Genomic DNA, 22,689 nt, shown 5'->3' with positions numbered 1-22,689 from the left:
GTTGATTCAGACTGAAGAACGAGTAGCGGAGTGTAGGCAAAACCTACATGAGCAACGGAGTTCGAAGGCTGGATCAAGATTCGATGCCGAATATGCTCCAGGAGTTACTTCGTGATCATCGACCGTCAATTTGGATATATCTCCTTCTCAAGCTAATTCGGCGTAACGCTCATACTACTCGTATAGAGCGGTGAGAAGGAGGCGATTCATCCGATGAATACGACGGGTGCAGCTCGACGTTGGATAAGATATGGGACAGCTGCATTGCTATGCAGCGTGCTTGCACTTACAGGCATATTGACGCCAGATCGTCCACCAACTTATGTAGGGACCAAGGCGGCGAGCTTGAAAGCTGGCAATGCAAAGGGTGCAGCCCAGTCGGTTAGAGGTATTTACGTATCGGGATGGGTTGCCGGTAACCATGCCAAGATGAATCAACTGCGCCAATTGCTTCGCGATACCGATCTGAACGCGGTAGTGATCGATGTGAAGAATGATTTTGGCCGATTAACGTATCGTTCCGGAGCAGCTGACGTTAAACGTTCAGGGGCAGATCAAACGCCTACGATTCCTAACATCAAGCAGCTGCTGCATAAGCTGCATCAGGAGCATGTATATACGATTGGTCGAGTCGTTGTGTTCAAGGATCCTTACCTGGCAAAGAAGCAGCCGCAATTAGCGATTCGTCGTCAAGACGGCGGTGTATGGTTGGATGGACACGGGCGGCCTTGGGTAGACCCTTATCGCCAAGAGGTGTGGAAATATAACATTAATATAGCTGCTGAGGCGGCCAAGCTTGGGTTTGATGAGATTCAATTCGACTATGTACGATTCCCGGAAGGCATAACATCGAAGCATGTGAAGTTAGCCAATGCGAACGGATGGACCCGCGCTGAAGCAATCCGACAGTTCTTGCATCAGGCTAAGTCGCCTGTCCATCGTAATGGAGCGAAGGTATCGGCAGACGTATTCGGTCTTGTTACATCCGCATCGGATGATATGGGAATCGGACAACGGTGGCGGTCGATCGGACAAGAGGTTGATTATATTTCGCCAATGATCTATCCATCTCATTATGGCAACGGGATATATGGCGTGCGCGATCCAGACATGCACCCTTATGCAATCGTAAGTCATGCAATGGCGGATGCGAAGAAACGCAACCAAGCAATGGCGGCGAGTGGATTGAAGCCTGCTAAGCTGCGTCCTTGGCTGCAAAGTTTTACGGCAACGTGGGTGCATCCTCATATGGTGTATGACAAGCAAGCAGTCAAAGAGCAGATCAAAGCACTGCACGATCAAGGTGTGAACGATTTTTTATTATGGAGTGCAGCATGTAAATACAACTATAGATGATTAACGCCGCCCTTGCGCATCTTGGTTTGCGTGTTAGCTATATGGCAACGTTGTGAAGCTTCATCCTATTCATGAAAATAGCGATGAAAACGGCTGAAAATGCCGTTCTTGCAAGCTTGACAGCCTATACCCCCTCTGCTAATATTGCAATAATATCCGTCAGAGCAAGCTAAATATAGGATGAAATAAAGGGAGGAACATACTCGTGTGGGAAACAAAATTCGCCAAAGAGGGTTTGACGTTTGACGACGTGCTGCTCGTTCCGCGCAAATCTGAAGTGCTGCCGCGTGAGGTTTCGGTAGGAACCGTGCTCAGCGACAATGTAAAGCTGAACATTCCGCTTATCAGCGCAGGCATGGATACTGTTACGGAATCGGCAATGGCGATCGCAATCGCTCGTGAGGGCGGCCTCGGTATTATTCATAAGAACATGTCGATCTCGCAACAGGCTGAAGAGGTTGATCGCGTTAAGCGTTCGGAGAGCGGCGTTATTACGAACCCATTCTCGCTGACGCCTAACCATCATGTATATGATGCTGAAGCGCTCATGGGCAAGTACCGGATTTCCGGCGTACCTATCGTTGATGAGAACGGCAAGTTGGTCGGCATTTTGACTAACCGGGACCTCCGCTTCGTTCATGACTACTCGATGAAAATCAGTGAAGTAATGACACGCGAAGAGCTCGTAACGGCTCCAGTCGGCACGACGCTGACGCAAGCTGAAGGTATCCTTCAGAAGCATAAGATCGAGAAGCTTCCGCTCGTAGACGAGAATAACGTTCTTAAAGGTCTTATTACCATTAAAGATATCGAGAAAGCGATCCAATTCCCGAATGCAGCGAAAGATCAGCACGGACGACTCATTTGCGGCGCGGCAATTGGTATTTCCAAGGATACATTCGAGCGTGCAGAAGCGCTTATTAATGCAGGCGTAGATGCAATCGTTGTGGACTCGGCACACGGTCACCACATTAATATCCTGAACGAAGTCAAGAAGCTTCGCGCGAAGTATCCAACGCTGACGATCATCGCAGGCAACGTTGCAACGGGCGAAGCTACTCGTGACCTGATCGAAGCAGGCGCTTCCGTCGTTAAAGTCGGTATCGGCCCAGGCTCGATTTGTACGACACGCGTTATCGCTGGTATCGGCGTACCGCAGATCACTGCAATCTATGATTGCGCATCGGTTGCACGCGAGTACAACATTCCAATCATCGCGGATGGCGGCATCAAGTACTCCGGCGACATCGTGAAGGCTATCGCTGCAGGTGCAAGTGCGATCATGGTCGGCAGCTTGCTCGCAGGTACGGAAGAGAGCCCTGGCGAATCGGAAATTTACCAAGGACGTCGCTTCAAAGTATACCGTGGCATGGGTTCGCTCGGCGCCATGAAAGAAGGCAGCAAGGACCGTTACTTCCAAGAGAACGAGAGCAAGCTCGTTCCAGAAGGCATCGAAGGCCGCGTTCCTTACAAAGGCGCTATGGCTGATACGATTCACCAAATGGTCGGCGGTCTCCGCTCCGGCATGGGCTATTGCGGTACGGCAACGATCGAAGCGCTGAAGAACGATACGCAATTCGTTCGCATTACAGGCGCGGGTCTTCGCGAGAGCCATCCGCATGATGTGCAAATTACGAAAGAAGCGCCTAACTACTCTCTCTAATCGGTAGAAGAGCAGCGGCAATTAGATTCATAGATATAGAAGCCAGACGGGGAGAATGCGATATACCGCGAACTCTCTCGTCTGGCTTTTTCATTATAGGTTTACTATGTTACAATAATGAACGGACGAAAGCTTATGGGAAATGGGGAGAATAACTTGAAGGTAAGTTTCAAGCTGGGGCGCCTGCGCTCAATTACGGCGGCAATGATGGCAGTATGGATGGTTATGTTGGCGTTTGGCTCCACAGCAGCGTTTGCTGAAGGAGAAGCGACGGCTTCGGCAGGTGCGGGCAATCCACTAGGAATTGAAGCGAAAGCGGCGATTCTTATTGAGCCAACGACTGGTCAGGTATTGTATGAACTGAATGCAGATCAACCAATGCCACCAGCGAGTATGACGAAGATGATGACGGAATATATCGTGCTTGAGGAAATCAAAGCGGGCCGACTCACGTGGGATACAGTCGTATCTACATCGGAAGAAGCGGCAACGGTACCGCCGGACGGTTCCCAAGTTTATCTAGCAGTAGGCGAGAAACATACGGTTAAAGAGCTTTATATCGCAATGGCAGTCGGCTCGGCCAGCGATGCGACGATCGCATTGGCAGTCCAAGTGGGCGGCTCCGTGCAAGGTTTTGTTGATAAAATGAATGAAACAGCGCAGCAGCTTGGATTAACTTCAGCGCATTACACAGGACCGGCTGGTCTTGAAGATACAACGGTCATCTCTGCTCGCGACCAAGCGAAGCTGGCCGCAAAGATTGTTGTGGATCATCCGGAGTTTCTGGAATACGCAAGTATTCCTCGATATAAGTTCCGTGAGCGGGACAAAGGCGAACTGATTAACTATAACTACATGCTCGCATCGAATAAAGATGTAACGGAACTGAAATCTTATGCTTATCCAGGCGTTGACGGCATGAAGACGGGCTATCTGTCCGCTGCAGGCTATTGCTTTACAGGTACGGTACAAGTTAACGGTTTGCGTTATGTAAGTGTCGTTATGAACACGAAGTCGAAGGGCGCTCGTTTCCACGAAACAGCGAAGCTGTATGACTACGGATATGCAAGCTTCGAGAAGAAAACAATTGTCGCACCGAAAACTGTCGTAGAAACTGTGCCAACGGTTAAAATAACGAAGGGCAAAAAGAAATCGGTCGGTGTCATTACGGCTAATGATGTAAGCTTCCTCGTGAAGAAGGGCGCAGAGGCAAAAGCAACGGTTCTGAAGACAGAGCTGCTGCCGGCTAGCGAACTTAAGGCACCAATCAAGCAGGGTCAGAAGCTCGGTACGGTAACGTATGAGTACAAGAACCCTGATACGAACCAATCGTTGACGAAGACGGTTGATCTGATTGCTACTGAAGATGTGAAGAAAGCAGGCTGGTTCACGATGTTGTTCCGCAATATCGGCAGCTTCTTCTCGAGTCTGTTCAGCGGAATTGCGGGCTTGTTCGGTTAATCCAAAATAAGTCGGTTCTGGAAGCGCAGCAATCGCAGCTGGAAGGTTGCCGATTCGCTGCGCTTCATGTAAAATAAATGGTTAGAGTTACATTCGGAGCTATCATTGTATCCGCATAAAAATAGGAGGTTTTCAGGAGATGGAAACAGGAACTTCGCGCGTAAAACGTGGTATGGCTGAAATGCAAAAAGGCGGCGTCATCATGGACGTCATGAACGCAGAGCAAGCAAAAATTGCGGAAGCAGCAGGCGCAGTAGCAGTAATGGCGCTTGAGCGCGTTCCGTCCGATATTCGTGCAGCAGGCGGCGTAGCTCGTATGGCTGACCCAACGATCGTTGAAGAGGTAACGAAAGTCGTATCCATTCCGGTCATGGCTAAAGCTCGTATCGGTCACTACGTAGAAGCGAAAGTGCTGGAATCGATGGGCGTTGACTACATCGACGAAAGCGAAGTACTGACGCCGGCTGACGAAGTATTCCACATCAACAAGAATGAATTTACAGTTCCATTCGTATGCGGCGCTAAAGACCTCGGTGAAGCACTTCGTCGTATCCAAGAAGGCGCATCGATGATCCGTACGAAAGGCGAGCCAGGAACGGGTAACGTTGTTGAGGCTGTTCGTCACCTTCGTCTGATTCACGGTCAAATCCGCCGCGTATCCAGCCTGTCGAAGGACGAGCTGTTCAACGAAGCAAAAGTTCTGGGCGTACCTTATGAGCTGCTCGTGCAAGTTGCTGAAGCTGGCAAACTGCCAGTCGTTAACTTCGCAGCAGGCGGCGTAGCAACACCAGCTGACGCAGCGCTCATGATGCACCTCGGCGCTGACGGCGTATTCGTAGGCTCCGGTATTTTCAAATCGGACAACCCTGAGAAATTCGCTCGCGCAATCGTTGAAGCAACGACGCACTACACAGACTACAAGCTGATCACGGAAGTATCCAAGAATCTGGGTACGCCGATGAAAGGCATCGATATTAAGACGCTGTCCGGTTTCGATCGCATGCAAGACCGCAGCATCTAATTAAGCTGTTGAATGTTTCTAGAAGCAGAGAGAAAAGCCCCTTATACAGGGGCTTTTCGGCAATGAAGGGCATACTAAGTTGTAGATGAAATGCTGTACATATTCGAACGCTGATCGATTCGAGGGCGTTAACATAAAGGCAGGTATTGGTTATGAAAATAGGCGTATTGGCGCTGCAGGGCGCCGTAGCAGAGCATATTCGCGGACTGGAAGCAGCAGGGGCGGAAGCCGTTGCAGTCAAACGAGTAGAAGAGCTGGACAGCCTCGACGGTCTCGTTATCCCTGGCGGGGAGAGCACGACGATCGGCAAGCTGATGCGGAAGTATGATTTTATCGATGCGATTCGGAAGTTTTCCGCTGAAGGCAAGCCGCTGTTCGGTACATGCGCGGGACTGATCGTACTCGCAGACCGTATTGAAGGCCAAGAGGAAGCACACCTCGAGCTGATGGACATGACGGTGCAGCGCAATGCATTCGGCCGCCAACGTGAAAGCTTCGAGACGGATCTCGACATTACGGGCATCAATGAGCCAATCCGTGCGGTATTCATCCGTGCGCCGCTTATCAAGGAAGTTGGCGAAGGCGTTGATGTGCTCTCGACGTACAAGGACGAGATCGTTGCGGCTCGTCAGAACCATTTGCTCGCATGCTCGTTCCATCCGGAACTGACGGACGATTATCGTCTGCATGCTTATTTTGTCGATATGGCACGTGAAGCGGCAGCAGGCCGCGCGTAAGGAAAGCAATCGAAGCCGGTGAGCGTATGCAGGCAGCCGGTTCATATTGAGAGGAGAATCATTCGTGCTAGATGTGAAATGGCTCAGAAATGATTACGATAAAGTCGTACAAGCACTTGCTAACCGTGGCAAATCGGAAGAACTCGTAGCGGCATTCCCGGTACTGGATACTCGCCGCCGCGAGATTCTGGTAGAATCGGACACGCTGAAGAACCGCCGCAACGTGGTTTCGCAAGAGGTTGCGAAGCTAAAGAAATCGGGCGGCGACGCAGAAGCGCTCATCATTGAGATGCGCGAAGTTGGCGACCGCATCAAGGCGATCGATGAAGAAATCCGTGAGTTGGAGGTTCAGATCGATGAACTGACGGCAGCGATTCCGAACTTGCCGCATGAGTCGGTACCGGTTGGCGCATCGGAGGAAGACAATGTTGAGATCCGCCGTATTGGCACGCCTACGGAACTCGGCTTCGAGCCGAAGGCTCACTGGGAGCTGGCGCAGGACCTTGGCATTCTCGACTTCGAGCGTGCGGGCAAAGTAACGGGCTCGCGCTTCGTGTTCTACCGCGGACTTGGTGCGCGTCTGGAGCGTGCGCTTATCAGCTTCATGATGGATCTGCACAGCGATCAGCATGGCTATGAAGAAGTGCTGCCGCCGTATATCGTCAACCGCGACAGCTTGTTCGGTACGGGTCAGCTGCCGAAGTTCGAGGAAGACCTGTTCAAACTCGAAGGCTCGGACTACTACCTGATTCCGACGGCAGAAGTTCCGGTTACGAACATTGCGCGCGAAGAGATTCTGAGCAATGAAGAGCTTCCGAAATATTTTGTCGCATACAGCGCATGTTTCCGTTCGGAGGCAGGTGCAGCTGGACGCGATACACGCGGACTCATCCGCCAGCACCAATTCAACAAGGTCGAGCTGCTGAAGCTCGTTCACCCAGAGTCGTCGTACGATGAGTTGGAGAAAATGACGGCAAATGCAGAGAAAGTGCTGCAACTGCTCGGTCTGCCATACCGTGTCCTCTCGCTGTGCACAGGCGATATGGGCTTCACCGCTGCAAAGACATACGACCTCGAAGTGTGGCTGCCAAGCGCAGACACGTACCGTGAGATCTCGTCGTGCTCGAACGTAGAGGACTTCCAAGCACGCCGCGCAGGCATCCGCTTCCGCCGCGAGCCGAAGAGCAAGCCAGAGTTCGTTCATACGCTGAACGGTTCGGGTCTCGCAGTCGGCCGTACGTTCGCTGCGATCCTGGAGAACTATCAGCAGGCTGACGGCTCGATCGTCATTCCGGAAGTGCTGCGTCCGTACATGGGCGGCGTTTCGGTTATTGCGAAGAAATAAGCTGTTACAGAGGGCCGTCCTGCGGGACGGCTCTTATTGTGTAGACATATTTGAGGAAAAATGAAAAGAAAAGTTGATTGTTCGAATTTGCTTGTGGTACAATCTTAATGTTCGACTTTAAATGTGGAGAGGTACCGAAGCGGTCATAACGGGGCGGTCTTGAAAACCGTTAGAGTGCAAGCTCACGTGGGTTCGAGTCCCACCCTCTCCGCCAGTTTACTTACCTTGCATAACATCCAAGAGCTGCGCAGCTGCGCGGCTCTTTTTTTTGTGTAACAAAGCCTGAAGTCGATGGTCTGGGAAGCATAAAATCATCGGGATCTTCGCATCTTAAACGGTGTGGAGGTGGACAGTCATGGCACATAACGAAGAATTGCAATTCAATCAAGAGCAGCTCGCATCGGCTTGGGCGATTACGCTCCCGACAACCATTAATGAGTCGGACCAAGCAGAGGTATGGCCGGACGAGGGCGACCCGAATGCGCTGCGCGTGACGATTCATACGGCGGGGCATCAGGATTATTCGTTTGATTTTAAAGTAGGTTATGTCGACAGCCGCGAGGTCAACGTCGAGTTGATCGATGTGGAGAAAGCCGGTCAGTCGGTTGATGAGCGCACCGATATCATTCAGCAGCTTGCGCTCGACTATAAGCGTCACATTCATGAATGCGCGCAGGCGGTTCATTCGAATTCCTACCACTAAAGGAGCGAACGACCATGACGAAAGCGAAGAACGGCGTGGATAAGAACCTTATGAACGTCGTCGAGGATCTCGATCGCAACCCAGTCAACAGCCATCATGCACAGCAGCTGCAGCAGGATAAGAATGATCGGCGCAATCAAGCCGCAATGAATCATGAGGACCCTGCCGATCTGTCGACGCCGTTCAGTGCAGGTTCATCGGGCAGCGGAAGCTAATTCGTCCAACAGAGCGAGATTCATTCGATAGAGGAGGACTGCGATTACGATGAGTAAACCAGACAGCGTACCTGTACCTAATCCGGAGTCGGACAGCAACGCAAGCGGACGTTCCCGCCAAGGCAATCAACCGCAGCAGCCGTTATCGGGATCGAAGAAGGTCAAGCAGCAGAATCACTCCCGCCAGAACAACGGCGAGGGCTAATTAGTCAGGATAATGCAGGCCCGTTTCCACAAAATGTGGAAACGGGTTTTTGTGTTAAACGCTTGTGCATAGAATGGCCATCACGTATGATGTATGAGAATGAAACAAAGGGGGAAATGGAAACAATGAAATGGATGCAGCGCACAGCCATTCTTGCGATGGTTGCGATTTTGTTCGTAGTTGCAGGTTGCAGCAGCAGTAAGCCTTCCAAGGAAACGTTGGTAGATTCGCTTAAGAAAATGTCGGAAATGAAAGCTTATGCTTTCAGCGGTACAGTCGGCATTAATGATATAACGATTCCGGTTAACGAGTCGGATGAGCTTGGTGTTTCGTCTATGGTAACATCGCTGCTGAAGGGTTCGAAGCTCTCGTTCGATGGCCAGTACGATCGTGATGCCAAGCGGACAGATATTACGATGAAGTTGGAGTACAAGACGGATGGAGCTTCGACGACGCTTGAAATTCCTATGATCATGGCCGATGACAAAGCGTATGTGAAAATCCCGAATTTGCCGTTCCTCCCGCTGCCGGAGAACATTACGGGCAAATTCATTGAGATCGACACGAAGCAGCTGCTGGAAGAGCAAGGCGCAGCCGATGCTCCAGTATTGGATAACGATAAGATGATCAAGCTGAGCAGCGATATGGTACTGGCCATGATCGAACCTTTCGAATCGAAGGAATATTTCAGCGAGCCGAAGAAAGCCGATGTTGAAGGCCTTCCACAGGACGCGAAATATGACAGCCTGATTCAGTTCCAGCTGACGAACGACAACTTCCCGGCGGCTATCGGAATCATCCTCAATAAAGTAGCGCCTGCCCTTATCGATCTGCTTGCTTCCGATGAAGAATACTTGAAGCTGATCAACCTGAAGAAGGAAGACCTCGATAAAGTGAAGCAGGAGATCGCGACTAACAGCGCGCAATGGGTCGAAGAAGCTAAGAAGGCAATCAAAGTGAACGACTTCAAGCTGACGACTGGCGTGAAAGACGGCTACATGACGTTCCAAGGCATTAACGCGGATATCGTCGTTAGGGACGAGAATCAAGGCGAGACGAAGCTGAACATGTTTGCGCAGAGCACTTACTCGGCAATCAATGAAAAGCAAACGTTCAAGCAAGAGATTCCAACGGACACGACGAAGCTGGAAGAGCTGGCGAACTCGTTCGGCGTTGACCTGTCGGAGCCGGTTCTGCAATAATAATTCAATAGTTGAGAAGGTCCATACTCGATTGAATCGGGTGTGGGCCTTTTTGTATAGACTGGTAATGCGGAAGGTTGTTCTATTGGCCCGTTCTTCGGAATAGAATGGCAACAGTTTGTCCCTGAGGTTCCTGGGGCGGACGGTTATGCGTTCGAATAGAGGAGGGGGCAACAGTATGGGACGATATCGGATTAAAATAGCACAAAATAAGGTGGCGCTGCTCGGCATCGGTACAGCACTGCCGGAATGCCGGCTCAACCAACGGGATACGGCGCTGCGATTGGCGGAGGGACTCGAAGCAGCGGGACAGCGGGATGCGGCTCGATGGGCTCGCCGCATCTTTAATCAGAGCGGTGTGGAAACGCGGCATACGTGCGTAACCAGCTTGTCCGGTCCTGCATCGGAGAGCCGATTCGCACCAGGGACGGCGGAGCATCTCGTACCGCAGACAGCCGAGCGGATGGCGATGTATCAGGAGTTTGCGCCAATTCTTGCGGAGCGGGCGGCGAGAGAGGCACTGACAGACAGCGGTGTTGCTGCGAATGAGGTGACGCATGTGCTGACGGTGAGCTGTACGGGCATGTACCTGCCTGGATTGGATGCGGAGCTGACCAATCGGCTCGGGCTGAATGAAGGCACGCGGCGGCTGCCGCTCACCTTCCTGGGCTGCGCGGCAGGCATGACCGCGATGCGGACAGCCCGTGAGCTTGTCGCAGCGGATGAGCAGGCGGTCGCGCTCATCGTCTGCGTCGAGCTGTGCACGCTGCATACGCAGCCGTCGGGGGATCGAGAGTCGCTGTATGCGGCAGCATTTTTCGGAGATGGGGCATCGGCTTGTGTCATTGGACGTCCATCCAAGCAGCGCGGAGCGCACGGTGATCGTTTCTTGCTGGCGGAAGGCTGGGCAGGGCTCGCGGCGGAGGCTTCAGAAGCAATGCGCTGGACGATCGGCAATCACGGCTTCGATCTGTTCTTGTCGCCGCAAGTGCCGGAGCTGCTGAGCCGCTATGTGCCGGATATGGTGGAGCGTTATGCTCCAGCGTTCACGCCGGGTTGGTGGGCGATTCACCCAGGAGGCCGGGGAATTATAGATAGCGTGCAGAAGCTGTTCGGATTAAGCGATGAGGATACGCAGGCAAGCCGCGAAGTGCTGCGGTCGTACGGCAATATGTCGTCGGTGACCATTCTGTTCGTGCTTCGCGAGATAAGAGAACAGTTGCGTCAAGAAGGTGGAGGGAGGTCGGAAGGAATGGCGGTTGCGTTCGGGCCGGGACTCACGGCGGAGCTGATGCGGATGACGTATATACCGAGTATGGCAGATGGCGATACGCGTATCGAGCGGGATATCGATGACGAGTTCGGAGATGAGGGTGCAGAGGAGAGTTTGAGCCGGGATTGGGGCACCAGCGGGCATCGCCGTACGGACGTGCGGAATACGGCGGAGCCGGTTATCGGTGGACGTTATGGCTGATTTGCAGCTGCGCTATCGGGCTGTGCGGCCGGAGCTGATGGACGATCACGCAAAAGGGGGCGACTCGCTTCGAGAGGCGCATCGCCATCTGCAGCGGCTGAATGGCATCTTCGGAGCGGCGGGGCCGATTGTGTACGCGGTGAAGCAGCTGTGGCAGGAAGCAGGGCGTCCGCGGCAGCTATCGGTACTCGACATTGGCTGCGGTGCGGGCGATATTAATCGTTCTCTGCTGCGATGGGCGGAGCAGGAGGGCATTGATCTGCAGCTGACGCTGGGCGATCTGACGGAGGAGGCATGCGCAGAAGCGCGCGATCTCTATCGGGACGAGCCCAGAGTGACGGTGAGGCAGCTGGATCTGTTCGCGCTTGCGCCAAGGGAAGCGGATATTGTGGCGGCTTCGCAGCTGCTGCATCATTTTGACGAGGAGCAGGTAGTGGAAGCTGTTGCAGCTATGGTGCGCGGATCTCGCATCGGTTGTGCCATCGGGGATATCCATCGCCACCCAGTTGCTTGGACTGCGGTGTGGCTGACAACGAGGCTTGTGTCTCGCAACCGCTATATTCGGCATGACGGTCCGCTGTCGGTGGCCAAAGGGTTCCGTGCCGCTGACTGGCGACGGGTAGGCGAACGGCTGGGGGACGGTGCCAAGCTGGACTACTCTTGGCGGCCGCTGTTTCGATATGCTTGCTGGGTTAGGAAGTAAGAGATAGATAAGAGAGTGCTGGGTGGGCAGTGACGAGATCGGAGTGAGAGCGGTATGCCTCTTGGGAATTTGACAGAACAGTGGTAGAGCGGCGTGCTTGCTGGAGAATGTGAGAGAGAACAACAAGGGAGCGTCGGGCGATGCACAACTATGATGTAATCGTCATTGGTGCGGGAATTGCAGGGGCGAGTACGGCATGCGCGATGGCGGCGCGGGGCTGGAATACGCTGCTGCTTGATCGACATTCGTTCCCGCGCCATAAGGTATGCGGGGAGTTCTTGTCGCCCGAGTCGGCGCGGTCGCTCGCATCGCTTGGACTGGCGCATGTGCTGGCGCAGCAGACGCCGCCGCCTCCGTCGATCGAGCGCATCCGGCTGGCGGCGGCGCTGGGCAAGCCGCTGGAGCTGCGGCTGCATACGCCGGCGCAGAGCATCAGCCGCTACGCGCTCGATGATGCGCTGCAGCAGGAGGCGCGGCGGTGCGGCGCGGAGGTGCGCACCGGCGTAACGGTGCGCGGGATGGTCCGCGCGGCGGACGGCTGGCGCGTGCGCATCCGCTCGCGCGAGCAGGGCGAGACGGAGCTGGCGGCGCGCGTCGTCATCGGCGCATGGGGGCGGAATGCGCCGGCGGAGTGGATGGAAGCGGGAGCTGAAGCTGAAGCGCCGCCTATCAACGACGTGGTCAAGGGGCGGGGCGGCGATGGCGAACCGGACCGTCTGCGCGTTGGAGCTGGGGCCTTCCGAAGAGGCGGGCTTGGCCGGCAGGACAAGCAGCCATCGAATCGGCAGATCGATTGGCGCGGCAGGGTGATCGGCGGTGGGTCAGGCAATGATGGAGAGAGTAACAGGCGGAGCAAAAGGCTGCTCGGCGTGCGTATGCTGCTCTCTGGCGTGCCGGCGGAGCCGGTGGTGGAGCTGTTCTTCTTCCGCGGCGGGTACTTGGGGCTAGTACCCGCTGGCGATGGGACGGCGAACGCGGCTGCGCTCGTGACGCCGGAAGCTTGGGCGGCGGCGGGGCAATCTACCGCCGCCGTTCTTGCCGCGGCGGCGCAGCAGGTGCCCGCGCTGGCAAGGCGGCTGCGCGATGCGCAGCCGGTTGCAGGCACCGCGGCGGCAGCGCCGGTGGTGCTCACCCGCGTGCCACGGGCATGGGGCATCGTGCCGCATGTCGGCGATGCCGCGTCGGTCATCCCGCCGCTGTGCGGGGACGGGATGGCGATGGGGCTGCACGCGGCGGCGCTGTGCGCGCCGCTGGCGGACCAATATTTGCACGGCACCCTCTCGCTTAGTGAATGGAGAATGGCGTACACGGAGGCGCTTCAGCGCGATTTTGCCGGACCGCTGCGTTGGGGACTTCGCCTTCAAGCCGGGCTTGGGAGCAGAGTGTTGTCTCTACTGCTGCTCGGGCTTGGGCGTCTGGCGCCCAGTATGGCGTATCGGCTCGTCGAGGCGACGCGGCTGCAGCTGCATTAAAGGGATAAAACTGCTTCGTCTGCGGACGGAGCAGTTTTTGTTTTGGGCGATAAACTTACCTCATTCTTACGAGGCTGCCTTGCTCCACAAAGGTATAGGTCACTCATCTTCGAAAGGCCTAGACAGGGGTTTTCTCATTAGCTAATGGCATGCATTTTTCGAAATGTTTCGGATATCGTTTTCAGTCTGTTTTTCATTTATGAAATTTGTGTTGTTTCGATAATGAGGAAGGAATTGTTAATACAAATGTGCAATAGTAAATAAAAACATTACATATTTATGGTTCATCATAAGGGGGTCACATTGCGATGCGTAATAAACAGCTTGAGTCTGGTTCGGCCGAGCAGGCCGGAATGTCGGAAGTCCGGGTTAAACGGATTGCTGAAGCAGCAGAGCAAATGGTTGTGAATGGCGTAACACCGGCGCAGGTTGTCGTTGCGGCAAGGAAAGGTATTGTCGTCGTGCATCAAGCGAACGGCAAATTCGGCCCAGAGCCGGAAGCGGCTGATTTGTCACGCAACGCGTTGTTTCCACTTTGCTCGATAACGAAGCTGTTTACGGCAACCGCCATTCTTATGCTTGTAGAGGAAGGTCTCATGGGGCTTAATCGGCCGATCGTTGATTATATTCCCGAGTTTACGGGTCCTGGCAAGAAGGGGGTTCACGTTCATCACCTGCTGACGCATACGTCGGGCATTAACGGCGAGGATGTGTGGAAAATCATCGAGCGCAAGCGCGATCAGGGGGTTGAGCTGCCGCCTTGCCCAGAGGGTCAGGATGCGGATACGCATGAATCGCTATGCTATGGCTATGAGGTGCCGCTTCGTACGAAGCCAGGCCAAGTGATGCAATACGTCGGCTTCGGCTACAATTTGCTCGGAGAGATCGTATCTCGGGTGAGCGGAATGCCATATCATCGATTCGTTGAGGAGCGGATCTTCAAGCCGCTGGGTATGCACGATACGTATTATGCAGTACCTGACTCGGAGCGATATCGGATTGTGCGACGCGCGCCAGAGGCAGCTTGTGCGGAATGGATTGAGACGGAAGACATGATTCGGTCGATGTCTGCAGGCGGCGGTGCGTATGGTTCGGCGTACGACTTGGCGATTTTCGGTCAAATGTTCCTGTTCGGCGGTGAATACAACGGCGTGCGGCTGCTCAGTCCGATTACAGTATTCGAAATGACGCGCAATCAGATTCCTGGCGTTTCCTCGCAATATCGCGATGAGGTATTCCCGGAAGCGTACTGGGGTTATGGCTGGGCGATCAACGGCACGAAGCGGGATGGCGGCGACTTGTTCTCAAGCGGTGCGTACTCTCACTGGGGTGCGGCAGGACCGTTCGTCTGCGTCGATCCGTTGTACAGCACGGTGACGGTGTATCTGTCGGTTGAGCTTGACCATAATCGGCCGTTCAAGAATATGTATGCGGATCACTTCAACAATACGGTATTGGCGGCGATTGAGCAGCTGTAGCGTATAGCGTGTAGAGTGTAGAGTGTAGGACAAAGTATTGAATGTGGTTATGTGACAAAAGCTGTTTCGCCGGCACAGGGATGTGCTTGGTGGAACAGCTTTTTCGCATTATTAGGCTATCCAGAGATCTCTGGGTGTTCTTTGTGTGCAGAATGACTCGGGACAAGCAGGCCGAGTTTCTCATTGACATTAACTGTGTACCGTATATACTGTTTATATAATATACTGTTGTTGAGGAAACAAAGGAGGCCGATTTCTAATGGGGAAAATCGCGATCGAAGTCCGTGGCTTGCATAAGCGTTATGGTGACAAAATCGTGCTGAGCGGCATCGACCTTGCCGTGCCGGCGGGTACGGTATTCGCGCTGCTCGGACGTAATGGCGCTGGCAAAACGACGCTTATTCATATTCTATCGACGCTTGCCTCTGCGGATGCAGGAGAAGTACGGATAGCGGGCCGTGACTTATCGTCAGACGCTAACGGTGTAAGAGGGGCAATCAGCCTTACAGGGCAATTCGCCGCAGTAGACGCTATGCTGACGGGTAGAGAAAATCTGCATATGCTCTGTCGGTTATCAGGTTTATCGCCGTCGGCCTCTCGGCAGCGAACAGCAGAATTGCTCGATGCCTTCGACCTGAAGGACGCAGCAGGCAAACGTGTCGGGTCCTACTCGGGCGGTATGCGCCGACGTCTCGACCTTGCGCTTAGTCTCGTACGTCCGAAACCCGTGCTCTTCCTCGACGAGCCGACGACGGGTCTCGATGCGATGAGCAGGCGCGCGCTGTGGACGATGATTCGGAAGCTTCGCGAACAGGGTATGACGATTTTCTTGACGACGCAATACTTGGAGGAAGCCGACGAGCTTGCCGACCAAATTGCGGTACTCGCGGATGGCCGCCTGATTGCTTCTGGATCAGCCTCCGAGTTGAAAGCTCGGTTTGGCGAAGCCGTTATTGAGATCAGCAATGATGACGACGTTATTATTCGGACTTTGCCGACGGACGGGACGATACAGGATGTAAACCGTGCATTGCAGGAGGCTCTTCGGATTGTTCCAGCTAATGCGAAGGTAGCCATTCGCCAGCCGAGCATGGAGGATGTGTTCTTGGCACTGACTGGCCGTGAAGAGGAGGTCGCCGTAGGATGACAACGACTATTTTTCAAATAGAAGAACGACAAGAGGACATGAAACACGCTTCTTTCAGCGTTGCCAATGCTGTGTTTATTGGCCGCAGTCTTCGTCTCAGCTTGCGCAATACGGAGGCGCTTCTGATGGCGATCGTGCTGCCCGTTATGCTGATGCTGCTGTTCACGTACGTCATGGGCGGCGCTCTGGATCCTTCCGGCAACTATGTGAACTACGTCGTCCCGGGGATTATACTGCTGTGCGCCGGGTTCGGTTCTTCAAGTACAGCTGTTGACGTGGCGATGGACATGACGAACGGGATTATCGATCGATTCCGGACGATGCCGATCAACAGCATTGGGGTTGTCATGGGGCACGTCATTGCGGGTGTCGTCCGCAACCTGCTTGCGACGAGCGTCGTGATCACCGTAGCGCTGGCAGTAGGCTTCCGCCCAACGGCCGATGTAGGGGAATGGCTGCTCGCCATCGGCATGATCGCCCTGTTCATCTTCGCATTCACCTGGTTGTTCGCTGCGATTGGCATTGTCACTCGCAGTCCATCTGCAGCCAGTGCATACGGCTTCGCGCTGCTGTTCCTGCCTTATCTGTCCAGTGCGTTCGTTCCAACGAGTACGATGCCGAGCTGGCTGCAAGGAGTCGCTAACCATCAGCCGATTACGCCGGTCATTGAGACGATTCGCGGATTGATCTCCGGTCAATCGGGTCAATCGAACAGCGATGGATGGATCGCGATCATCTGGTGTCTTGCCATACTGGCTGTTGCTGTCGCATGGAGCGCGTTTGCGTTTCGTCATCAAGCAGGCCGCCGATAAAACGAAGAAAGGTTCGCGAGGCGCCATTATGGCACCGCTCGAACCTTTCTTTATTTGCATTCCAGGTAACTGGCCATACCGTCTAATATCCGTTCCAAGCCGAAGTCGAGATCGTCGCCGATCGGATTGTCTTGCTCTTGTTCACCTGTATACACGCCAGAAGCGATGACAGGATATAAGCTTGGGTATTGTTCTGGCTTCACAAGCTGCCGAAGCGCAGGTCCGAAGCTGGAGCCGCTGAAGTTCTCGAAGGTACCCCCAGCTTTCATCGAGAGCATGAGATCTCTGCGAATTAAGCCAACGGCTCTCGCATAAGAGCTGAGCAGGAGCAAGAATGACATTTTCTCGTAGTCTGATATCGGAAAATCACGCATCGTATGGATAGCCCAGTCCACGTATCGGAGCGTGTTCGGCGTGCTAGGAACTCCTACAATCGGGATATCGGCATACCAGGGGTGGCGTACGAATATGTCAACGCTTGCTTCGACGTAGGCTTTCATTTCCTCGCGCCAATTGGCATATTCCTGCTGCGGAGGAATGTTCGGATCGCAGACGGCATCCTGCATCAGGACGAGCAAGTCCTCTTTGCTCTCGATATAGCGATATAATGACATCGGCGTATAGCCAAGCGAGCTGGCGACCCGATTCATCGATACGGCTGATAATCCGTCTTGGTCTGCAATCGCAATCGCAGCTTCTACAATCTTTGCAATGCTTAGCTCACCCTTAGGGCCTCTGCGTTGCTGCTTAATGATTCCCCAGCTCAGCCTCGAGGCGTTCGGCAAACCCTTCAGCGCTTCTGCGTCTATGGTTGGCGGTACCGCAGCGTCAGGCTGATCTCCGTTCTTGTCTGTCATGTCGATCCCCTTCTTCAGAAAACCTTATATGCTATATACAGTATAGCATATCTGTTGTTATCTATTAGAGGCGGATCCGTGCAGATTTCGAAGCTCGCTCATGAGCTGTTTGCCTATCTCATCAACCGGCATCATTGGCCCCGACTTACGCCATTTGCTCAGCAGCTGGCTCACTAAGATGTCTAGTATGTACATGGATGCAAAGCAGTAGTTGGACAAGACAACGACTGCTGTACCGGTCTGTCGGTCGAAGGCTGTGTAGCTTGTGAATCCATAAGTTCCTCCGTTATGCCATAAGTATTCGCATTCGGGTTGTTTCTCCAGCACCCAGCCTAAATATCGGTCGGTGCCATTCAGTGACACAGGGGAATGAATCGCTTGAAAGTAGTGCGGGATGGCGGTATTCTGCTGTGATGCGTTTGCGGTTAGGTTGCTCTGGATGAATATCATCATATCTTCCACTGAGGACTTAATCCCGCCGGCCCCCTCATGAACGGATAAATCCCAGTGCGGTACCCGCCGGCCTGTAGAAGTGAAGCCTGCGGCGAGGCGCTTCTTCTGTTCCGCTGATAAGTGGATGGACGTACTGGTCATATGAAGAGGGCCCGTGATGTACTTGTGGAGCAGTTCATCATAGGTGCAGCCCGTGGCGCGACAGAGAATGTAACCGAGCAGGCCGAACCCGAGGTTCGAATATTCATAGGTTCCAATACGATCTTCGCCATTGTAATCGGACAGGAAGCTGAGCATCAGTTCTTCTGTATAGTCCGCGAAAGGATTCAACCGATTGCGAGGCTTAATATTGGCCGGCATTCTCGGTAATCCGGATGTGTGCGCGGCCAAGTGCTGAAGCGTTATTTTGCTCCAATAGGGATTGTGGTGCAGCGGTTCGAGGTACTCATATTCGGAGATAGGTTTCTCTAATGAGACATAATCGTCCTGGGCACATGCTTTCAGCAGGATGGTCGTGAACACTTTGGTGATGGAGCCGATCTCGTACAGCATGTCCCTGCCGGGAACATTGGAGCCGCGTGGAGCATTTCGATGTTCAAAGTAGGAAACCTCGCCTTGATTTATGATGCCAATGGTAAGCTACAGACGCTTCTTGCCTCTTACATAATCGGTCGTGAGAGCGTGAAATTGTTCAGGCAGCAAGGTAATCCTCCTATATAAATAGAGATGAGAGAACAATAGTTATTTCCCAGGTAATTTATGTTAAATACGCAGATACACAAGTCTTGGTTGCAGGTACTAACGAAACAAGACATCCTTCACTCCTTTGCAGAAGATGGTTAACCTTACGTGCTGTTAGTTCCGTGACTATCTGTTTGTTGAATGGACGATTTCATTTTCAGAAAATGTCTTATTTCCGCCTTGTAGTATCGTTGTTGCGTCTGGTCTGCTTTATTATCCCTAGGGCAAGAAACATGCATTTCTATATAATCTGTAATTTATATCACAGCTGCAGTGGTTGCTTTACGATTAGAATGATAGAAACGGAGAGAGACGAACAAGCACGATCTCTAGGAGGGGAAAGGCATGAATACACAGGAACGCGAGCGATTAGTCGTCATCGGTAACGGTATGGCAGGGATCAACACAGTAGAGAATATGTTGAAGCTTACACCTAATGCTTTTCAGATCACTGTTTTCGGCAGTGAACCCTATCCGAACTATAACCGTATTCAGCTGTCTTATGTACTTGAGAAGAGCAAAGCCGTTGAGGATATCATCCTTAACGACTGGAATTGGTACCGTGACAACGGGATCGACTTATTCACCGGCACTACGGTCACAGCTATTGATACGATTGGCAAAAAGGTTATTGCAGATAACGGAATGGAAGTTCCATACGATAAACTGATTATCGCGACGGGCTCGAAGCCTTTCCTGCTGCCGGTTCCGGGCGTGGATAAGGAAGGCATCGTCGGCTTCCGGGATATTGCCGATTGCGAGCTTATGCTTCGCACCGCGAATGAATATAAGAAAGCAGCCGTTATTGGCGGCGGTCTGCTTGGATTGGAAGCGGCGAAGGGCCTGCTGAAGCTGGGCATGGACGTTACGGTTGTTCACCTCTTCGAGGACTTGATGGAGCGGCAGCTGGATCATACGGCTTCCCATATGCTGCAGGTTGAGCTGGAAAGCCAAGGGCTGAAATTCGCAACCGGTAGAAAGACGGTAGAATTCCTTGGAGCGGAACGCGTTTCGGGATTGAAATTCAGTGACGGAACGGAGCTTGAAGCAGAGTTCGTCGTGATGGCGGCAGGCATTCAGCCGAACGTTCAATTGGCACGTGCGGCAGGAATCGAAGTGAGACGCGGCATTGTCGTGGACGATTACATGCGCACTTCGGTGCCGGATGTATTCGCAGTAGGCGAATGTAACGAGCATCGAGGGATATGCTACGGTTTGGTTGCGCCGCTGTTCGAACAAGGGGCCGTGCTGGCCAAATACTTGTGCGGAGCGGAAACGAAGCCATATGAAGGCACCGTTGTCTCCACGCAGCTGAAAATTTCAGGCGTTGATGTTTTCTCTGCAGGCGAGTTTCAGGATGCGCCAGACCTTGCTGTCGTGCGGATGCACGACGAGTGGCGGCGCGTCTATAAGAAGATCCTGCTTCGCGAAGGCAGAATTGTCGGAGGCGTGTTGGTCGGTGACGGGAAAGAAGCTACGCGGCTTCAGCAGTGGATCCGCACGGGTACGGTGATGACGGAGGATATCCATGGGCGGCTCATGGGTGCAACCGTAACGGAGACCGGCAACACGGCAGCAGAGCTGAGAGACGAAGAAATCGTATGCGGCTGCAACGGGGTAACGAAGAAGCACATCGTCGATGCGATCAACGAGCATGGTTTGACAACGGTAGAGGAAATCAAGGTCACGACAGGCGCATCGCGTTCCTGCGGTGGTTGTCGCCCAGTTGTTGAACAAATTCTCCAGTATGTGCTCGGCGACAAATACGATTCGGCTGCAGCGAAGAAGGAAGGCATCTGCGGCTGCACGACGCTGAGCAGGGACGAGGTTGTACGACACATCAAAGAGAAGGGGCTCATTACTTCCAAAGAAGTTCGATATGCGCTCGGCTGGAACAATGAAGAGGGCTGCTCGAAATGTCGTCCTGCACTCAACTATTATTTGGGCATGATATGGCCGACTGAACATGCGGACGAGCGGGATGCGCGTTTCGTTAACGAAAGGATGCATGCCAACATCCAGAAGGACGGAACGTTCGGCGTCGTTCCGCGAATGTACGGAGGCGTAACGACGCCGGAAGACCTTCGTCTTATTGCTGACGTCGCGGTTAAGTACAACGTTAAGCTCGTTAAGGTAACCGGCGGTCAACGGCTTGACCTGCTAGGAATTAAACGAGATGACCTGCCGAAGGTATGGGAAGAGCTGGGGATGCCGTCGGGGTATGCCTATGCCAAAGCGCTGCGAACCGTGAAAACATGCGTCGGATCGCAGTTCTGCCGATTCGGGACGAAGGACTCGATGGGAATGGGCATTCTGCTGGAGAAGAAGTTCGAACGGCTCGACATGCCGGCCAAATTCAAAATGGCCGTCAATGGCTGCCCTCGCAACTGCGCCGAATCTTCGACCAAGGATATCGGCATCGTCGGCAACGAAGGCGCTTGGGAGATTTATGTCGGAGGCAACGGCGGCATCAAGGCGCGCCTGGCGGAGCTGCTGTGCAAGGTAATGACGGACGAGGAACTGCTCGAGATCGTATCCGCCTTTATGCAGTATTATCGGGAGACAGGTAAGTATCTCGAACGGACGTCGGACTGGATTGAGCGTGTTGGAATCAAGTCGATTATTCAGACCGTAGTCGAGGACGTGGAGCAGCGCAAACAGCTGGCCGAGCGCATGGAGCTTGCACTGGCTCAGGTGAAAGAGCCGTGGAAGGATATTCTCGACAACTCGAAGCTGCGGGAGCGTCTATTCGAGAACAGCCAGGGCGCAGCCAATGCTGTCGACGAGAAAGACTTCCATTATTATTCGGTTGGAACGCTGGAGCAGTATGCGGAGCGGCTAGGCCGAGTCGTCCAGCTGGAAGGGCAAGAGATTGCCGTATTCCGAACTTCGGAAGGCAGCGTATTTGCGCTCGAGAATAAAAGTCCCGGGCCGCGGGGAGGCACTATCGTGGAAGGTATCGTAGCGGGCGACATCCTGTTCGATCCCATCTGCGATTGGAGGATCAGCCTGTCGGACGGCCAAGTGCAGACTCCGGATAAGGGCCAGGTTCGGACGTATCCCGTTCGAGTAACAGACGGCGAAGTGTTCGTTGGGGTTCGTATGGGCGTAGTGAAATGATTTGCTGTTGAGGTTATAAAAGGAACCGCGAGGGCTGAAGGCTATCTCGCGGTTCTTTGTGTTGGCGTCAGAAGAGGCAGAGGCTGACTTGTGCGGGGGCCTGTGCAGCCCATCTATTGGAATATACTAGACTCTAATTGAAAATCTGCGAAAAACGTAAAATACACGCGATAAATGCCCATTTTTCCGCCTAAATCGACTAAATCATAATATTCTGAATATTTACACAAATGATAGAATCGTATATTCTTAAGTCAGTAACACGAACCACACAACCTACAAGAAAGGCATCGAGCCAACAAGGTTAAGCAATAACAATAATAACAGAAGCAACAGGAACCTAAGGAGAAAGTGAACTAAGTGAGACAAGTGAAGCAATGGAAGGTTCAAAACCTCGTTACAGAAAGGGGATAGTCCATTGTACTAGGTGAGCGAAGCATGTTACGCATAAAGTTAAGCGAATGAAACCAAAGGAGAAAGGGAAGCAAGTGAGACAAGCGAAGGAATGGAAGGATCAAACCTCG

At 53.3% G+C, this 22,689-nt stretch carries 19 protein-coding genes and 1 tRNA gene; 18 read left to right on the top strand and 2 right to left on the bottom strand.

Annotated features, from left to right (window positions below):
* Positions 1 to 213 precede the first annotated feature (213 nt).
* The 17 genes from SBI19_RS19560 to SBI19_RS19480 all read left to right on the top strand — a co-directional run bounded on the left by SBI19_RS19560 (position 214) and on the right by SBI19_RS19480 (position 16,994).
* On the top strand, positions 214 to 1,356 hold the full coding sequence (locus SBI19_RS19560) for a putative glycoside hydrolase (RefSeq protein WP_317971215.1): 1,143 nt from the start codon (positions 214 to 216) through the stop codon (positions 1,354 to 1,356).
* A 205-nt stretch (positions 1,357 to 1,561) separates the two neighbouring features.
* Entirely contained in the window at positions 1,562 to 3,019 is a 1,458-nt protein-coding gene (guaB, locus tag SBI19_RS19555; RefSeq protein WP_317971214.1) for an IMP dehydrogenase, read from the top strand.
* Positions 3,020 to 3,154: 135 nt separating this feature from the next.
* Positions 3,155 to 4,480 (top strand): D-alanyl-D-alanine carboxypeptidase family protein, encoded by a 1,326-nt coding sequence (locus tag SBI19_RS19550; protein WP_483312317.1) that lies wholly within the window; start codon positions 3,155 to 3,157, stop codon positions 4,478 to 4,480.
* Positions 4,481 to 4,619: 139 nt separating this feature from the next.
* On the top strand, positions 4,620 to 5,501 hold the full coding sequence (gene pdxS, locus SBI19_RS19545; protein WP_317971212.1) for a pyridoxal 5'-phosphate synthase lyase subunit PdxS: 882 nt from the start codon (positions 4,620 to 4,622) through the stop codon (positions 5,499 to 5,501).
* Positions 5,502 to 5,653: 152 nt separating this feature from the next.
* Positions 5,654 to 6,238 (top strand): pyridoxal 5'-phosphate synthase glutaminase subunit PdxT, encoded by a 585-nt coding sequence (gene pdxT / locus SBI19_RS19540; RefSeq protein ID WP_317971211.1) that lies wholly within the window; start codon positions 5,654 to 5,656, stop codon positions 6,236 to 6,238.
* A 64-nt stretch (positions 6,239 to 6,302) separates the two neighbouring features.
* Complete coding sequence (gene serS / locus SBI19_RS19535; RefSeq protein ID WP_317971210.1) at positions 6,303 to 7,583, top strand: serine--tRNA ligase; 1,281 nt, start codon at positions 6,303 to 6,305, stop codon at positions 7,581 to 7,583.
* Positions 7,584 to 7,708: 125 nt separating this feature from the next.
* Positions 7,709 to 7,797, top strand: a tRNA-Ser gene (locus SBI19_RS19530).
* 141 nt (positions 7,798 to 7,938) lie between these two features.
* The gene (locus tag SBI19_RS19525; RefSeq protein WP_317971209.1) at positions 7,939 to 8,286 is read left to right on the top strand and encodes a hypothetical protein; all 348 of its coding nucleotides are present in this window, start codon (positions 7,939 to 7,941) and stop codon (positions 8,284 to 8,286) included.
* Positions 8,287 to 8,300: 14 nt separating this feature from the next.
* Positions 8,301 to 8,501 carry a hypothetical protein gene (locus SBI19_RS19520; protein WP_317971208.1) on the top strand — a complete coding sequence of 67 codons (201 nt, stop codon included), beginning with the start codon at positions 8,301 to 8,303 and terminating at the stop codon, positions 8,499 to 8,501.
* 49 nt (positions 8,502 to 8,550) lie between these two features.
* Positions 8,551 to 8,706 carry a small acid-soluble spore protein P gene (locus SBI19_RS19515; protein WP_317971207.1) on the top strand — a complete coding sequence of 52 codons (156 nt, stop codon included), beginning with the start codon at positions 8,551 to 8,553 and terminating at the stop codon, positions 8,704 to 8,706.
* A gap of 125 nt (positions 8,707 to 8,831) precedes the next feature.
* A complete protein-coding gene (locus SBI19_RS19510) occupies positions 8,832 to 9,908 on the top strand; it encodes a hypothetical protein (RefSeq protein ID WP_317971206.1) in 1,077 nt (358 codons plus the stop codon).
* 178 nt (positions 9,909 to 10,086) lie between these two features.
* Positions 10,087 to 11,382 (top strand): type III polyketide synthase, encoded by a 1,296-nt coding sequence (locus SBI19_RS19505; protein ID WP_317971205.1) that lies wholly within the window; start codon positions 10,087 to 10,089, stop codon positions 11,380 to 11,382.
* A complete protein-coding gene (locus SBI19_RS19500; protein ID WP_317971222.1) occupies positions 11,375 to 12,085 on the top strand; it encodes a methyltransferase domain-containing protein in 711 nt (236 codons plus the stop codon). The genes SBI19_RS19505 and SBI19_RS19500 overlap by 8 nt, the downstream gene beginning before the upstream one ends.
* Before the next feature lie 140 nt (positions 12,086 to 12,225).
* On the top strand, positions 12,226 to 13,557 hold the full coding sequence (locus tag SBI19_RS19495) for an NAD(P)/FAD-dependent oxidoreductase (RefSeq protein WP_317971204.1): 1,332 nt from the start codon (positions 12,226 to 12,228) through the stop codon (positions 13,555 to 13,557).
* 308 nt (positions 13,558 to 13,865) lie between these two features.
* Positions 13,866 to 15,035: a serine hydrolase domain-containing protein gene (locus tag SBI19_RS19490; protein ID WP_317971203.1), complete on the top strand. Its 1,170-nt coding sequence runs from the start codon at positions 13,866 to 13,868 to the stop codon at positions 15,033 to 15,035.
* Positions 15,036 to 15,294: 259 nt separating this feature from the next.
* Entirely contained in the window at positions 15,295 to 16,182 is an 888-nt protein-coding gene (locus tag SBI19_RS19485) for an ATP-binding cassette domain-containing protein (protein ID WP_317971202.1), read from the top strand.
* On the top strand, positions 16,179 to 16,994 hold the full coding sequence (locus SBI19_RS19480; RefSeq protein WP_483312316.1) for an ABC transporter permease: 816 nt from the start codon (positions 16,179 to 16,181) through the stop codon (positions 16,992 to 16,994). The genes SBI19_RS19485 and SBI19_RS19480 overlap by 4 nt, the downstream gene beginning before the upstream one ends.
* Before the next feature lie 50 nt (positions 16,995 to 17,044).
* On the opposite strand, the gene SBI19_RS19475 is transcribed toward SBI19_RS19480, so the two are convergent.
* Together SBI19_RS19475 and SBI19_RS19470 are read right to left on the bottom strand one after the other, a co-directional pair.
* A complete protein-coding gene (locus SBI19_RS19475) occupies positions 17,045 to 17,851 on the bottom strand; it encodes a TetR/AcrR family transcriptional regulator (RefSeq protein ID WP_317971201.1) in 807 nt (268 codons plus the stop codon).
* A gap of 57 nt (positions 17,852 to 17,908) precedes the next feature.
* Complete coding sequence (locus SBI19_RS19470; RefSeq protein ID WP_317971220.1) at positions 17,909 to 18,928, bottom strand: serine hydrolase domain-containing protein; 1,020 nt, start codon at positions 18,926 to 18,928, stop codon at positions 17,909 to 17,911.
* Positions 18,929 to 19,390: 462 nt separating this feature from the next.
* Between SBI19_RS19470 and nirB the strand changes: the two genes are divergently transcribed.
* Positions 19,391 to 22,165: a nitrite reductase large subunit NirB gene (gene nirB / locus SBI19_RS19465; protein WP_317971200.1), complete on the top strand. Its 2,775-nt coding sequence runs from the start codon at positions 19,391 to 19,393 to the stop codon at positions 22,163 to 22,165.
* Positions 22,166 to 22,689 lie beyond the last annotated feature (524 nt).

This window comes from Paenibacillus sp. CCS19, from assembly GCF_033239625.1.
Classification (GTDB): Bacteria; Bacillota; Bacilli; order Paenibacillales; family Paenibacillaceae; genus Paenibacillus_T.
This window is presented reverse-complemented; position numbering and strand designations above follow the sequence as displayed.